The following is a 13366-nucleotide window of genomic DNA, read 5'->3' on the forward strand; positions in this document are numbered from 1 at the left end:
CCGGGCGTCCTCCCTCACGGTGGGCGGTGAGGGAGGACGCGCCACGATCAGGTCAGCTGATCATCGACCGGCGGCGGCGACCTCAGTGGCTGTGGCCGTGACCGTGCGAGTGGCCGTGGGTGTGGTGCCCGGCCCCCGCGTGCTCGTGCTCCTCCTCCGGCGCCTCGACGACGGCGGAGTCGGTGGTCAGCACCATCGCCGCGATCGACGCGGCGTTGCCCAGCGCGGCCTTGGTGACCTTGACCGGGTCGATGACGCCCTGGGCGGCCAGGTCGCCGTACTCGCCGGTGGCGGCGTTGAAGCCCTGGCTCACGCCGAGGTCACGGACCTTGCTGACGACGACGCGGCCCTCGAAGCCGGCGTTGTCGGCGATGCGGGCCAGCGGGGCCTCCAGCGCACGCTGCACCGAGCGGGCGCCGGTCAGCTCGTCACCGGAGAGGCCGAGCGCGTCGACCGCGGCCGCGGCGTGCACCAGCGCGGAGCCGCCGCCGGGGACGACGCCCTCCTCCACCGCGGCGCGGGTGGCGGCGATGGCGTCCTCGATGCGGTGCTTGCGCTCCTTGAGCTCGACCTCGGTGGCCGCGCCGACCCGGATGACGCCGATGCCGCCGGCCAGCTTGGCCAGCCGCTCCTGCAGCTTCTCGCGGTCCCAGTCGGAATCGGTGGCCTCGATCTCGCGGCGGATCTGGGCGACCCGGTCGGAGATGGCGCCGGCCGTGCCGCCGCCGTCGACGATCGTGGTGGTGTCCTTCGTGACCGTCACGCGGCGGGCGGTGCCGAGCACCTCGAGGCCGACCTGGTCGAGCTTGAGGCCGACGTCCTCGCTGACGACCTGGCCGCCGGTGACGATGGCGAGGTCGGTCATGAAGGCCTTGCGGCGGTCCCCGAAGTAGGGCGACTTGACCGCGACCACGCGGATCGTCCTGCGGATCGAGTTGACGACGAGGGTGGACAGCGCCTCGCCCTCGACGTCCTCGGCCACGATCAGCAGCGGGCGGGCGCCGTTGCCGAGGACCTTCTCCAGCAGCGGCAGCAGGTCGGCCAGCGCGCCGACCTTGCCCTGCACGAGCAGGACGAGGGCGTCCTCGAGGACGGCCTCCATCGCCTCCTGGTCGGTGATGAAGTACGGCGAGAGGTAGCCCTTGTCGAACTGCACGCCCTCGGTGACGTCGAGGTCGGTCGACATGGTGGAGCTCTCCTCGACGGTGATCACACCGTCCTTGCCCACCTTCTCCATCGCCTCACCGATCAGGGCACCGACCTCGGCGTCCTGGGCGGAGATGGTGGCGACGCCGGCGATGGCCGCCTGCTCCTCGACCGGGGTGGCGACCTCGTCGAGGGCCGCCGACACCGCGTCGACGGCGGCGCGCATGCCCCGGCCCAGCGCCATCGGGTTGGCGCCCGCGGCGACGTTGCGCATGCCCTCCTTGACCAGCGCCTGGGCCAGCACCGTGGCGGTGGTGGTGCCGTCACCGGCGACGTCGTTGGTCTTGGTGGCGACGTTCTTGGCCAGCTGCGCGCCGAGGTTCTCGTAGGGGTCCTCGAGCTCGACCTCGCGGGCGATGGTGACGCCGTCGTTGGTGATGGTCGGGGCGCCGAACTTCTTGTCGAGGACGACGTTGCGACCGCGCGGGCCGAGGGTCACCTTGACGGCGTCGGCGAGCTTGTCGACGCCGCGCTCGAGCGCGCGGCGGGCGTCCTCGTTGAACTTGATGATCTTGGCCATGGGGCCCTTCCGATCAGATCGCTACGGGGTGAGACGACGACCGCCCCGGGACCCGGTCATTCGGGTCGCCGGGGCGGTCGGGTGCCGTGCTGGAACGGCCTCGTCCAGAGGCTCGTCCCGAGCGTGCGGGGGACGAGGAGGACGAGGTCCTTCTACTTCTCCACGACGGCGAGCAGGTCGCGGGCGGAGAGCACCAGGTACTCCTCGCCGGCGTACTTGACCTCGGTGCCGCCGTACTTCGAGTAGATGACGACGTCGCCGACGTTGACGTCGAGCGGGACGCGGTTGCCGTTGTCGTCGATGCGGCCGGGGCCCACGGCGATGACCGTGCCCTCCTGCGGCTTCTCCTTGGCGGTGTCCGGGATGACCAGGCCGGAGGCGGTGGTGGTCTCGGCCTCGTTGGCCTGGACGACGACGCGGTCCTCGAGCGGCTTGATGTTGACCTTGGTAGCGGTCGTCACGAGGTGACGCCCCCTTCGGGATCGGACGGCTGGTGGTCTCACATGCAGTGGCACGGGGGCCGGGCCTGCCGTCGCGGGGATCAGGCGCCTGCCCGTGTCGATTGGCACTCTACCCACGAGAGTGCCAGCCACTCAACCGGGTCCACCACCCGGGCGGCCGGGCGCTGCGGGAGGCTGGCGAGGTGTCCGACGACGGGGTGCTGGCCCTCCTGCGCGCACCCGGCGGCGCGGCCGCCACCGCCCGCGCGGCGGCGCTGCTGGCCGAGGGCGCCGACGTGCTCACCGGCGTGGCCCGGCTGCGTGCCGAGGTGGGACCGGAGCTGGCCGGGCCGGCGTGGGAGCTGGCCCGGTTGCGGGCACGGGCCCGGCCGGTGTTCGGTACCGACGCCGACCGGCTGTTCCTCACCGCCGACACCCTCGAGCAGGCCGGCCGCCCCGAGCTCGCCGCGCGCCGCGCCACCCGGCTGCTCGCCGACGGCACCGACTCCGTGGCCGACCTCGGCTGCGCCGCGGGCACCGACACGGTCGCGCTCGCGCGGGCCGGGGCGCGGGTGCTCGCCGTCGACCGCGACCCGGTGGCCCGGGAGCTGACCGCCGCCAACGCCGCCGCGCTCGGTGTCGACGGCGACGTGTGGGTGGTCGCCGGTGACGTGGTGGAGCTGGTCGGCGCCGCCCGCGGCGGAGAGGTGGCCGGCTGCGGCGCCGCCGTCCTCGACCCCGCCCGGCGGTCCGCGGGACGCCGGCAGCTCGACCCCGACCGGTGGTCGCCGCCCTGGTCGACGGTGGCCGAGCTGCTCGACCGGGTGCCGCGCGCGGTGGTCAAGGTGGCGCCGGGGCTGGACCACGAGCGGGTGCCGGGGGGCGTCGAGGCCGAGTGGGTGTCGGTGCGCGGGTCGATCGTCGAGGCGCTGCTGTGGGGCCGCGGGGTCTCGACGGTGTGGCGGCGGGCGACCGTCGTCCGCGACGGCGCGGTGTCCGAGCTGACCGCGGACGCCGACCCCGGCCCGGCGCCCACCGGACCGGTGCGCGGGTGGCTGCACGAGCCCGACCCCGCCGTCATCCGCTCCGGGCTGGTGTCGCTGGTCGCCGCCGACCTCGGCGCGACGCTGGTCGACCCGACGATCGCCTACCTGACCTCGGACGCGGCCGCCGGCTCCCCGTGGGTGCACTCCCACCGGGTCGAGGAGGTGCTGCCGTTCAACCTCAAGCGGCTGCGGGCGCTGCTGCGGGCGCGCGGGGTCGGCCGGGTGGTGGTGAAGAAGCGCGGCTCGCCCATCGAGCCCGAGACCCTGTCCCGCCAGGTGCGCGGACCCGGCGCGGCGACGGCCACGGTCGTCGTCACCCGGGTGGCCGGCGCCCCGACCGCCCTCGTGTGCGATGTCGTCAACCCAGGTTGACGAGCCCGCCGCCATCAACCTAAATTGACGACGTGGCGGTCGAACCGGTCGACGTCCCGGGTCCCGAGGACCCGGAGGCGGCGCTCGCCGCCGTCGTCGCCCTGCGCCGGCTGGCGAGCCGGCTGGAGGTCGAGGCGGTGGTCGAGGCGGTCGGCCAGGGGTGGACGTGGGCCCAGGTCGGCGAGGCGCTCGGGATCAGCGCGCAGGCCGCCCACAAGAGGTTCGCCGCCGAGGTCCGCGCGCGGCGCGGGCACCGACCAGGAGGAGAGGGCTGATGGGGATCGTCACCGCGGTACGGGACCTGCGGACGGTGCGGGTGCTGCTCACCGGCGCCGAGGCCGAGGCGCGCGGCGCCGGGGAGGCGACCCCCGGACCCGAGCACCTGCTGCTCGCGGCCACCGCCCTGCCCGACGGCACGGCCGCCGCCGCACTCGCCCGCGTCGGGGTCGACGCCGCCCGCCTGCGGGGTGCGGTCGAGGCCGCGCACGCGGCCGCGCTCACGTCGGTCGGGGTCGGCGCCGCCGCCGGGGACGCGGGCCTGCGCGGTCCGGCCACCGGCCCGATGCGCTCGACCCCGCAGGCGCAGCAGGTCTTCCGGGCGGCGGTCACGGCTGCGAAGGCGGCGCGTTCCCCGCTGCGCGGCGCGCACGTCGTCGCCGCGGTGTGCGACCTCGAGCGCGGCACCGTCGTCCGCGCGCTGTCCGCCCTCGGCGTCGACCGCGACCGGCTGCGCGACGCCGCCCGCGCGGAGGCGGCCCTCAGACGGTGACGGCGTCGATCGGCAGCGAGCTGTCGGCGCCGAGGTCGGGCGCCGACGGCGCGACGCCGGCGGCGACCAGTCGCGAGCCGAGCGCGGCGACCATCGCGCCGTTGTCGGTGCACAGCTTCGGGCTGGGCACCCGCAGCACGATCCCGGCCGCGGCGCAGCGCTCCTCGGCCAGCGCCCGCAGCCGCGAGTTGGCCGCCACTCCCCCGCCGAGCACCAGGTGGTCGACGCCGTGCTCGCGGCAGGCGCGCACGGCCTTGACGGTCAGCACGTCGGCCACCGCCTCCTGGAACGACGCCGCGACGTCGGCGACGGGCACCGGCTCGCCGGCCTTCCGGCGGGCCTCCACCCAGCGGGCGACGGCGGTCTTGAGCCCGGAGAAGCTGAAGTCGTAGGGCGCATCGCGGGGGCCGGTGAGCCCGCGCGGGAAGTCGATGGCGGCGGGGTCGCCCTCGCGGGCGGCGCGGTCGATCGGCGGCCCGCCGGGGAAGGGCAGGCCCAGCACCCGGGCGACCTTGTCGAAGGCCTCGCCGGCGGCGTCGTCGATCGTGCGGCCCAGCGAGGTGACCTCGCGGGCGAGGTCGGGCACGAGCAGCAGCGAGCTGTGCCCGCCGGAGACCAGCAGCGCCAGCGACGGCTCGGCCAGCGGACCGTGCTGCAGCTCGTCGACGGCGACGTGCGCGGCGAGGTGGTTGACGCCGTACAGCGGCTTGTCCAGCGCGAGCGCGTACGCCTTGGCCGCGGCCAGCCCGACCAGCAGCGCGCCGGTCAGGCCGGGGCCCGCGGTGACGGCCACGGCGTCGACGTCGGACGCCGACACCCCGGCGTCGGCCAGGGCGCGGTGCACGGTCGGGACCATCGCCTCCAGGTGCGCCCGCGAGGCGATCTCCGGCACGACGCCGCCGAAGCGCTCGTGCTCGGCGACCGAGGTGGCGAGCGCGTCGGCCAGCAGCGTGTGGCCGCGGACGACGCCGACGCCGGTCTCGTCGCAGGAGGTCTCGAACCCGATGACCAGGGGGGCGCTCACCGCTTCTCCCGTCTCATGACGACCGCGTCGGTGTTGCTGGGCTGGTAGTAACCCCGGCGCCGGCCGATCTCGGTGAACCCGCGCCGCCGGTAGAGCTCCTGCGCCCGCTCGTTGTCGGCGCGGACCTCGAGCAGCACGACCGGGCTGCGGCGGTCGGCCTCGGCGAGCAGCGCGTCGAGCAGCAGCGCGCCGATCCCCTCGCCCTGGCGGGCGCCCGCGACGCCGATGGTGGCCACGTGCGCCTCGTCGTCGTAGGCGATGAGCCCGGCGTAACCGACGACGTCGTCGCCGTCCTCGGCGACCAGGTAGTGCCTGGTGTCGGTCCGCGCGAGCTCGTCCCGGTACATCGCGCGGGTCCACGTGTCGGGGGCGAAGAGCTGCTCCTCCAGCGCCAGGACGGCGTCGAGGTCGGCCAGCCGCATCGGCCGCAGCCGCACCCTCACGTCGTGGTCACCGGCTTGAACGACGTCGGCGGGACCGCGTCGGGCCGGCGCAGGTAGAGCGGGACGAACGGCCCGGCGGACGGCGGGTCGTCGAGCAGGGACGCCGCGGCCCGCAGCAGCCCGGCCGTGGTCACCTCGGCGGGCTCCACCGGCGCCCCCAGCCGCTCGGCGAACCGCGGGTCGCCGACGAGCGGGCCGGGGAACCGGGCCTCCTCGGGGCGGGCCACGCCGGGCCCGTCGACCCGCGCGCCGGCGGCGTCGTAGGCGGCCCAGTAGACCTCCCGGCGCCGGGCGTCGGTGACCACCGTCCGCGCGCCCGACCCGACGGCGTCCAGCGAGCAGACGCCGACCGCGGGGATGCCGCAGGCGTCGGCGAGCGCGGCGGCGGTGACCACGCCGACGCGCAGCCCGGTGAACGGCCCCGGACCGAGCCCGGCGACGACGGCGGCCACGTCGGCCAGCGCGAGACCGGCGTCGGCCAGCGCCGCGCGCACGGTGGGGACGAGCAGCTCGGCGTGCCGGTTGCCTGAGGGCACCGTGCGCTCGGCGAGCACCTCGGCGTCCCCGCCGGACGCGTGGCGGGCGACGCCGGCGACCAGCGTGGGGGTCGCGGTGTCGAGGGCGAGGACGAGCACGACCGCCGAGGTTAGTCCGGTGTCCGCCCGGACCCACCGGCTGCACCGGCCAGCCGGCGGACGACGTCGGCCCAGGCGGCGTGTGCCAGGCGCAGCCTCGGGAGGTCCGCGGCGGTCACCCAGCGCAGCTCGTCGTGCTCGTGCGGCCGCAGGTTGCGCGGTTCGCCGTCCCAGGCGCGGACCGCCCACAGCGCGAGGTGCAGGTCGCCGTCGTCGACGACCAGGACCAGGTGGGTCTCCCGCGGGGTCACGCCGAGCTCCTCGCGCAGCTCCCTGGCCAGCGCGGCCGCCTCGTCCTCCCCCGGCTCGACGTGCCCGCCCGGGAAGTCCCACACGCCCGGGTACCAGCGCCGGCCCGGCGACCGGTGCCCCATCAGCACGGCGGAGCCGCGGACGAGCACCCCGGCGACGACGGAGTGGGCCGGAGCGCTCACACCGGGAGCTCGTGCACGATCTCGAGGCCGTCGACCTCGTCGACCTCCTCGCCCACCTCGACGAAGCCGAACGGGCGCGCCACCGCCAGGGAGGCCGCGTTGTCCGGGGCGATCGAGAGCCGGACCACCCGCACGGCCGGCTCGCGGCGGGCGCGGTCGAGCAGCACCGTCAGCGCCGCCCGCGCGTAGCCGCGGCGCCGGTGCTCGGGCAGCACGGCATAGCCGATCTCGACCACGCCCTGGGCGTCCGGCGGGCCGTGGAACCCGGCCCGTCCCACGGCGAGGCGCCGGGCGGGGTCCCAGATCACGCCGGTCACCCAGGACGCCACGGCGGGGTCGGCGGCGACCTGCGCGGCCCGTATCCGCCAGACCGGCGCCCAGTCGGGGTCGGCGAACGCCGGCGGCAGCGGCACCGGAGCGGCGGCGCCGGCGGCGGCGAGGTCGCCGTCGGCCAGGGCGGTGAACACCGGGCCGGAGAGGGCGAGCACCTCCACCTGCGGGGTCACGCGTCCAGCCGGGCTTCCCAGCCGGCGCCGCGCGGCACGAGCACGGCGGTGCGGACGTCGTCGTCGCGCCGGTCCAGGCGCACCTCCAGGTGCTCGTCGGCGAGCTGCTCGACCAGCCCGGCACCCCACTCGACGACGGTCACCGACTCCTCGGTCGAGGCGTCGAGGTCGAGGTCGTCGACGTCGGCGACGCCGCCGAGGCGGTAGGCGTCGACGTGCACCAGCGGCAGCCGCCCGCCGCGGTGCACGCGGGCGATGACGAACGTGGGCGAGGTGACCGGCTCGGTCACGCCGAGCGCGGCGCCCAGGCCCTGGGTGAGCGCGGTCTTGCCGGCGCCGAGCGGCCCGGTGAGGACCAGCAGGTCCCCGGGCGCCACGACGGCGGCGAGCGCGGCGCCCAGCCCCCGGGTGTCGTCGACCGTGGGCAGGACGTGCTCGCGCCTCACCGCAGGCTCGCCGCGACGGCGGTGAGGTCGGCCAGCAGCCCGGCGCGCGGCGCCCCGGACGGGCCGAACCGGATCGCCGCCGAGGGGTGGTAGGTGGCCCAGACGGCGCGGCCGTCGACGTCGTGCGGGCGGCCGCGGGCCTCGGCGAGCACCGTCCGCGGCCCGAGGAACCACTTGGCCGACGACAGCCCGAGCGCGACGACGACCGGCGGGTCGAGCAGCTCGAGCTGGCGGCGCAGCCAGCCGCTGCAGCGGGTCACCTCCGGCGTCTTCGGCGTGCGGTTGCCCGGCGGACGGCACTTCACGACGTTCAGCACGGCGGCCTCGGCGCGGTCGAGACCGGCCTCGCCGAGCAGCAGGTCCAGCAGCTGCCCCGACCTCCCGACGAACGGCCGGCCGCTGTCGTCCTCGGTGGCGCCGGGCGCCTCGCCGACCAGGGCGAAGCGGGCCCGGCCGCGCGCCGGCGGGTCCCCGACCACGACGTGCTGCCGGGTGGCGGCCAGCTCCGGGCAGGCCACGCAGGGGACGGCGGCCGCGGCGAGCGCGTCCCAGTCGGCGGCCGCCGCGGCGGTGCGGGCGACCTCCTCGGCCGTGGCGTCGAACCGGGGCGGACGGGGAGCGGCCACGCACCGACCCTACGGCGGGCGTCCCGCCGTGGCCCGAGGGCTTCCGCGTGCGCGCCCGGCCTGTCACCGTTCTCCGCGGGGGACCCCACGCCGGGAGGAGCCGCCATGACGTCGCAACCGGACGTGTACGACGTCGCCTGCCTCGCCGGGGGTCCGCAGCGGGTCGTCGACACGGCCCTGGTGGCGCTGCTGGTGACCGGCCGGGTCCGCGCGGTCGCGCCCGGGGAGCTGCAGGTGGTCGACCCGCGGAGGCGCCACCCGGTCGAGGCCGCCGTCCTCGACGCCGTCGGCGGCCGGGGACGCCGCTCGGTCGAGACGGTGCGCTGGCGCGCGCTGGCCGATGAGCGGGTCACCGGCATCGTCCGGGCGCTGCGCGACCGGCGGCTGCTCGGACGGCTGGCCCGCCGCACCGCCGCCGGACGCCAGGTGCTCCTGCGGGCCCGGGCCGCCGACGTCGGGCCGGTGCTGCACGTCGCGCTCGACGGGCGGGAGCGGATCGCCGACCCCGCGCTGCGCGAGGCGGTCCTGGAGCCGCCGCCGCGGCCGGTGCTCCCCGACAGCGGGGTCTCCCCGTGGGTGCTGTCCTACGCCGACGGCTGCGACGTCGCCCGGCGGACCCGCGACCGGCTGCTCGGGCGGGCCCTCGACGGACACCTCCAGTAGCCGGCAGCGGCCCTCAGTCCAGGACGCGCCCGGCGACCCCGGCGGCCACCCGGCGCACCAGTCGGCCCAGCGCGCGGGTCACCTCCTCGGACTTCTCCAGCGGCACCAGGTGCCCGGCCTCGGGGACGACGACGTACTCGACCCCCGGCCCCTCCCCGCCCAGCAGCTCGACCAGGGTGTCGCTGTGCGCCATCGGGATGAGCTTGTCCGCGTCCCCGGTGAGCACCAGCGTCGGTACCGCGCGCAGCGGCTCGAGCGCACCGGTCTGGTCGAGGCCGGCCAGCGCCGGGTAGAACTCGGCGATCACGTCGACCGGGGTGCCGGCGATCATCGCGTCGACGTAGCGGCCCAGCCGCGGGTCGACGTCGGTGGAGGCGAACGACAGCGACCAGGTGGCCGCCGAGACGACGTCGGCGGCCAGCCGGCGGGTGCGCTCGGCGAAGGCCGGCCGGCGACGCATGGTGAACGCCGCGATGGGCAGCACGGCCGCGCGGACGCGGGTGAGGAACTCGGGCAGGCCGAAGTCGAGGTCGGCGAGGTTGCCGCTCGACGTCGACACCAGGGCCGCCCCGGTCACCGTGGTGCCGAACAGCTCGGGGTGCAGCGCGGCCAGGCCCATGACGGTCATCCCGCCCATCGAGTGGCCGACGAGCACGACCGGCCCGGTGGGCACCCGCGCCTCCAGCACCGCGGCGAGGTCGCGGGCGAGCTGCTCGATGGTGGAGTTCTCGGCCGGCCCGCGCGAGGAGGACCCGTGGCCGCGCTGGTCGTAGAAGACCAGCCGCGCCGCGGGCCGGTGGCCGTTGGCCGTGGCGAGCTCGGCGCCCAGGGCCCGCCGCTGGAAGGTCCACGACGCCATCGACAGCGTGTAGCCGTGCACGAAGACGACCGTCACCGGCGCGTCGAGCGGGCCGACCTCCTCCACCGCCAGCAGCACGCCGTCGTCGGCCTGCACCAGCGCGGTGCGGTCGGCCCGGCGGGACGCGGCACCGAGCGGGTCGTCCTCGCGCAGGTCGGCGTCGCTGGCGCCCTCGGGCAGCGCGCCGCCCGGGCTGAGCCGCTCGGCCCGCACCCGGCGGGTGGCGATCCGGGCCACGGCCACGCCGACGGCGGTGGTCGCTGCCGCCAGGCCGACGACGGCACCGGCGACGCCGGCCGCGGGGTGCCGCTCGAGCGCGCCGGCGAGGCCCGTCCTGGGCTCCGGCGCCCGCCGCAGCCGGGACAGGACGTGCCGCTGTGCCATCAGATCGCTCCCGCGGACCCGACGTGGCGGCGGGTGAAGCGCCCCCCGACCCGGGTCACCAGCTCGTAGTGGATGGTGTCGACCGCGTCGGCCCACTGCTGCGCGGTCGGCTCGCCGCCGTCACCGGGACCCCACAGGACCACCTCGTCGCCCGCCGCCACGGCGGCGTCGCCGACGTCGAGGACGAACTGGTCCATGCACACCCGCCCGGCGATGGTGCGCTGCGCGCCGCCGGCGAGCACCGGTGCACGGTTGCCGGCGGCCCGGGGCACGCCGTCGGCGTAGCCGACCGGCACCAGGGCCAGCGTGGTGTCGGTGGCCGGGGCGTAGGTGTGGCCGTAGGAGACGCCCGCGCCGGCGGGGACCCGCTTGGTCAGCGCCACCCGGGCGCGCACGGTCATCGCCGGCCGCAGGCCGTGGGCCGCGGGGTCGCCGCCGAGCGGGTCCAGGCCGTAGAGGGCGATGCCGGGGCGGACCATGTCGTACCACGTGTCGGGCAGCGCGACGGTGGCCGCGGAGTTGGCCAGGTGCCGGCGGCCGCGCAGCCCGGCGGCCGACGCGATGCCGAGAGCCTCCTCGAACAGCCGGACCTGGGCGCCGATCGTCGGGTGGGTGGGCGCGTCGGCGTAGGCCATGTGGCTCCACAGCCCGACGATCTCGACCTCGCCGTCGGCCTGCGCGCGGGCGGCCGCGGCGACCAGGGCGGGCCAGTCGGCCACCGTGGCGCCCTCGCGGGACAGGCCGGTGTCGACGAACAGGTGCAGCCGGGCGGTCCGGCCGGTGGCGCGGGCGGCGTCGACCACCTCGGCCAGACCCCACTCGGCGTTGACCGACAGCTCGACGTCGGCCTCCAGCGCCGGGGTGAAGTCGGTGCCGGGCGTGTGCAGCCAGGCCAGCAGCGGCGCGCGCACCCCGGCCGCGCGCAGCGCCAGCGCCTCCTCGAGCACCGCGACGCCGAGCTGGTCGGCGCCCCCGGCCAGCACCGCGCGGGCGGCGGGGACCAGGCCGTGCCCGTAGCCGTCGGCCTTGACCACCGCCATGAGCGGCCGGCCGACCCGCTCGCGCAGCACGGCGGTGTTGGCCGCGATCGCGTCGAGGTCGACGACCACCTCGGCCCGGGGTGCGTTCACACCCCCCAGTGTCCCAGGCCGGGACCGCGGACCCGGCGCACCGCCTCGGGGAGCCGCCGGACCAGGTCGCCGGACACGATCGGCCCCCGCTCGGCGGCGACCTGCCCGGCCCGGCCGTGCAGGTGCGCGGCGGCCGCGGCGGTCCGCGCGGCGGGCGCGCCGGTGGCCAGCAGCGAGCCGAGGATGCCGGACAGCACGTCGCCGCTGCCGGCGGTGGCGAGGTCCGAGGTGCCGGGCGCGTTGACGTAGGCGGTCCCGTCCGGGTCGGCGACGACGGTGGCGTCGCCCTTGAGCAGGACGACGGCGCCGAGGTCGGCGGCCAGCCGGCGGGCGCTGCCGATCCGGTCGGGGCCCACCGGGACGCCGAAGCGGGCGAACTCGCGGTCGTGCGGGGTGAGCACGGTGGGGGCCTCCCGGCCGCGGACCAGCTCCGGCTCGCGGGCGGCCAGCGTCAGCGCGTCGGCGTCGACCACGACGGGCAGGTCGGTGGCCAGCACCTCGGCCAGCACGTCGCGGGCGGCGTCGTCGGTGCCGGCGCCCGGGCCGACCACCCAGGCCTGCACCCGCCCGGCGTCACCGGGCCGGCCGTCGGTGACGATCGCCTCCGGCCACGCCGCGCGCACCGCGTCGCCCGCGGTGCCGGCGTAGCGGACCAGGCCCGGCCGCGTGCGCAGCGCCGCCCCGGTGCAGAGCACCCCGGCGCCGGGGTAGGCGGCGGAGCCTGCGGCCACGCCGACCACGCCGGTGGAGTACTTGTCGTCGGTGGCGCCGGGCGGCTGCAGGTGCGCGGCGACGTCGGCGTCGGTGAGCTGGTGCGCCCGGGCCGGGGCCAGGTGCGGGCCCAGGCCGATGTCGACCAGGTGCACCGTGCCGGCGTACCCGCGGCCCGCCCCGGTGACCAGGCCGGGCTTGACCGCGCCGAAGGTGACCGTGTGCACCGCGGGGAACGCCGCGCCCTCCACCGCGCCGGTGTCGGCGTCGACGCCGCTCGGGACGTCGACGGCGACGGTCAGCCCCGGGCCGGTGGCCGCCCGCTCCGCCAGCCACGCGGCGTCGGGGCGCAGCCCGCCGCGGCCGCCGATGCCGACGATCCCGTCGAGCACGAGGTCGGCGCGGTCGAGCCCGTCGGCGCGGTCGGGTCCGGTGACCCGGCCGCCGGCGCGGTGCAGCGCGGCCAGCCCGGCGGGGTGGGCGCGGGCGGCGTCGAGCAGGACGGCGGTGACCCGGGCACCGCGGGCGGCCAGGTGCGCGCCGGCGAACAGCGCGTCGCCGCCGTTGTTGCCGCCGCCGACCAGCAGCATGACGCGGGTGCCGTGTGCCCGGCCGAGCAGCCGCAGGCAGACGGTGGCCAGCCCGGTGGCCGCGCGCTGCATGAGCGCGCCCTCGCGGGTGGCGGCCAGCAGCACGTCCTCCGCGGCGCGCACCTCGGCGACGGTGGACAGGCCGATCACGGCGCGCCCTCCGGCGCGGGCCCGCCCTCACCGACGACCACCGCCGAGGCGATCCCGCCGTCGTGGCTGAGCGACAGGTGCCAGCGGGTGATGCCCAGCTCGGCGGCCCGCGCGGCGACCGTGCCGCGGACCTCCAGGTGCGGCCGGCCGTGGTCGCCGACGGTCACCTCGACGTCGTGCCAGCGCAGGGCGCCGGGCGCGCCGAGCGTCTTGGCCACCGCCTCCTTCGCGGCGAACCGCGCGGCGAGGGACTCGGCGGAGCGCTCGGTCCCGTGCGGGGTGGTCTGCTCGGCCTCGGTGAACAGCCGGTCGCGCAGTCCCGGGGTGCGGACCAGCGACTCGGCGAAGCGGGTCACGGGGACCACGTCGATCCCGACCCCGATGATCACCCGGTCAGTCTGCCGTGCGGCCG

At 77.4% G+C, this 13366-nt stretch carries 17 protein-coding genes; 4 read left to right on the forward strand and 13 right to left on the reverse strand.

Annotation, left to right across the window (positions count from 1 at the left end):
- Positions 1-82: 82 nt before the first annotated feature.
- Positions 83-1726: a chaperonin GroEL gene (gene groL / locus ACI78U_RS05310; RefSeq protein ID WP_456874255.1), complete on the reverse strand. Its 1644-nt coding sequence runs from the start codon at positions 1724-1726 to the stop codon at positions 83-85.
- A 152-nt stretch (positions 1727-1878) separates the two neighbouring features.
- Entirely contained in the window at positions 1879-2187 is a 309-nt protein-coding gene (groES, locus tag ACI78U_RS05315; protein WP_110005357.1) for a co-chaperone GroES, read from the reverse strand.
- Positions 2188-2369: 182 nt separating this feature from the next.
- Between groES and ACI78U_RS05320 the strand changes: the two genes are divergently transcribed.
- The 3 genes from ACI78U_RS05320 to ACI78U_RS05330 are packed head-to-tail and all read left to right on the forward strand — an operon-like array spanning position 2370 to position 4353.
- A complete protein-coding gene (locus ACI78U_RS05320; protein WP_456874256.1) occupies positions 2370-3584 on the forward strand; it encodes a THUMP-like domain-containing protein in 1215 nt (404 codons plus the stop codon).
- 32 nt (positions 3585-3616) lie between these two features.
- The gene (locus tag ACI78U_RS05325) at positions 3617-3859 is read left to right on the forward strand and encodes an RNA polymerase subunit sigma-70 (RefSeq protein ID WP_456874257.1); all 243 of its coding nucleotides are present in this window, start codon (positions 3617-3619) and stop codon (positions 3857-3859) included.
- Positions 3859-4353, forward strand: coding sequence for a Clp protease N-terminal domain-containing protein (locus ACI78U_RS05330; protein WP_456874258.1), 495 nt, complete (start codon positions 3859-3861; stop codon positions 4351-4353). The genes ACI78U_RS05325 and ACI78U_RS05330 overlap by 1 nt, the downstream gene beginning before the upstream one ends.
- Here ACI78U_RS05330 and tsaD read toward each other — a convergent pair.
- Genes tsaD through ACI78U_RS05365 form a run of 7 tightly spaced genes read right to left on the reverse strand, consistent with a single transcriptional unit; the run spans position 4343 to position 8467 of the window.
- A complete protein-coding gene (gene tsaD / locus ACI78U_RS05335) occupies positions 4343-5377 on the reverse strand; it encodes a tRNA (adenosine(37)-N6)-threonylcarbamoyltransferase complex transferase subunit TsaD (RefSeq protein WP_456874259.1) in 1035 nt (344 codons plus the stop codon). The two genes, ACI78U_RS05330 and tsaD, sit on opposite strands and share 11 nt — an antisense overlap.
- On the reverse strand, positions 5374-5820 hold the full coding sequence (gene rimI / locus ACI78U_RS05340) for a ribosomal protein S18-alanine N-acetyltransferase (protein WP_456874260.1): 447 nt from the start codon (positions 5818-5820) through the stop codon (positions 5374-5376). The genes tsaD and rimI overlap by 4 nt, the downstream gene beginning before the upstream one ends.
- Entirely contained in the window at positions 5817-6455 is a 639-nt protein-coding gene (gene tsaB / locus ACI78U_RS05345; protein ID WP_456874261.1) for a tRNA (adenosine(37)-N6)-threonylcarbamoyltransferase complex dimerization subunit type 1 TsaB, read from the reverse strand. Before tsaB ends, rimI begins: the two co-directional genes overlap by 4 nt.
- Before the next feature lie 11 nt (positions 6456-6466).
- A complete protein-coding gene (locus ACI78U_RS05350; RefSeq protein WP_456874262.1) occupies positions 6467-6889 on the reverse strand; it encodes an NUDIX domain-containing protein in 423 nt (140 codons plus the stop codon).
- The gene (locus ACI78U_RS05355) at positions 6886-7395 is read right to left on the reverse strand and encodes a GNAT family N-acetyltransferase (RefSeq protein WP_456874263.1); all 510 of its coding nucleotides are present in this window, start codon (positions 7393-7395) and stop codon (positions 6886-6888) included. Before ACI78U_RS05355 ends, ACI78U_RS05350 begins: the two co-directional genes overlap by 4 nt.
- Positions 7392-7841 (reverse strand): tRNA (adenosine(37)-N6)-threonylcarbamoyltransferase complex ATPase subunit type 1 TsaE, encoded by a 450-nt coding sequence (gene tsaE / locus ACI78U_RS05360; RefSeq protein WP_456874264.1) that lies wholly within the window; start codon positions 7839-7841, stop codon positions 7392-7394. The genes ACI78U_RS05355 and tsaE overlap by 4 nt, the downstream gene beginning before the upstream one ends.
- Entirely contained in the window at positions 7838-8467 is a 630-nt protein-coding gene (locus tag ACI78U_RS05365) for a uracil-DNA glycosylase (protein ID WP_456874265.1), read from the reverse strand. The genes tsaE and ACI78U_RS05365 overlap by 4 nt, the downstream gene beginning before the upstream one ends.
- Positions 8468-8572: 105 nt before the next feature.
- Between ACI78U_RS05365 and ACI78U_RS05370 the strand changes: the two genes are divergently transcribed.
- On the forward strand, positions 8573-9130 hold the full coding sequence (locus ACI78U_RS05370; protein ID WP_456874266.1) for a TIGR04222 domain-containing membrane protein: 558 nt from the start codon (positions 8573-8575) through the stop codon (positions 9128-9130).
- A 13-nt stretch (positions 9131-9143) separates the two neighbouring features.
- Here ACI78U_RS05370 and ACI78U_RS05375 read toward each other — a convergent pair whose 3' ends face one another.
- From ACI78U_RS05375 to ACI78U_RS05390, 4 genes are read right to left on the reverse strand one after another with little or no spacing between them, the layout of a single operon-like run.
- The gene (locus ACI78U_RS05375; RefSeq protein WP_456874267.1) at positions 9144-10373 is read right to left on the reverse strand and encodes an alpha/beta fold hydrolase; all 1230 of its coding nucleotides are present in this window, start codon (positions 10371-10373) and stop codon (positions 9144-9146) included.
- Positions 10373-11503 (reverse strand): alanine racemase, encoded by a 1131-nt coding sequence (alr, locus tag ACI78U_RS05380; RefSeq protein ID WP_456874268.1) that lies wholly within the window; start codon positions 11501-11503, stop codon positions 10373-10375. Before alr ends, ACI78U_RS05375 begins: the two co-directional genes overlap by 1 nt.
- A complete protein-coding gene (locus ACI78U_RS05385; RefSeq protein WP_456874269.1) occupies positions 11500-12954 on the reverse strand; it encodes an NAD(P)H-hydrate dehydratase in 1455 nt (484 codons plus the stop codon). The genes alr and ACI78U_RS05385 overlap by 4 nt, the downstream gene beginning before the upstream one ends.
- Complete coding sequence (locus tag ACI78U_RS05390) at positions 12951-13343, reverse strand: holo-ACP synthase (RefSeq protein ID WP_456874270.1); 393 nt, start codon at positions 13341-13343, stop codon at positions 12951-12953. The genes ACI78U_RS05385 and ACI78U_RS05390 overlap by 4 nt, the downstream gene beginning before the upstream one ends.
- Positions 13344-13366: the final 23 nt, after the last annotated feature.

The organism is Geodermatophilus sp. SYSU D00710 (assembly GCF_054050195.1).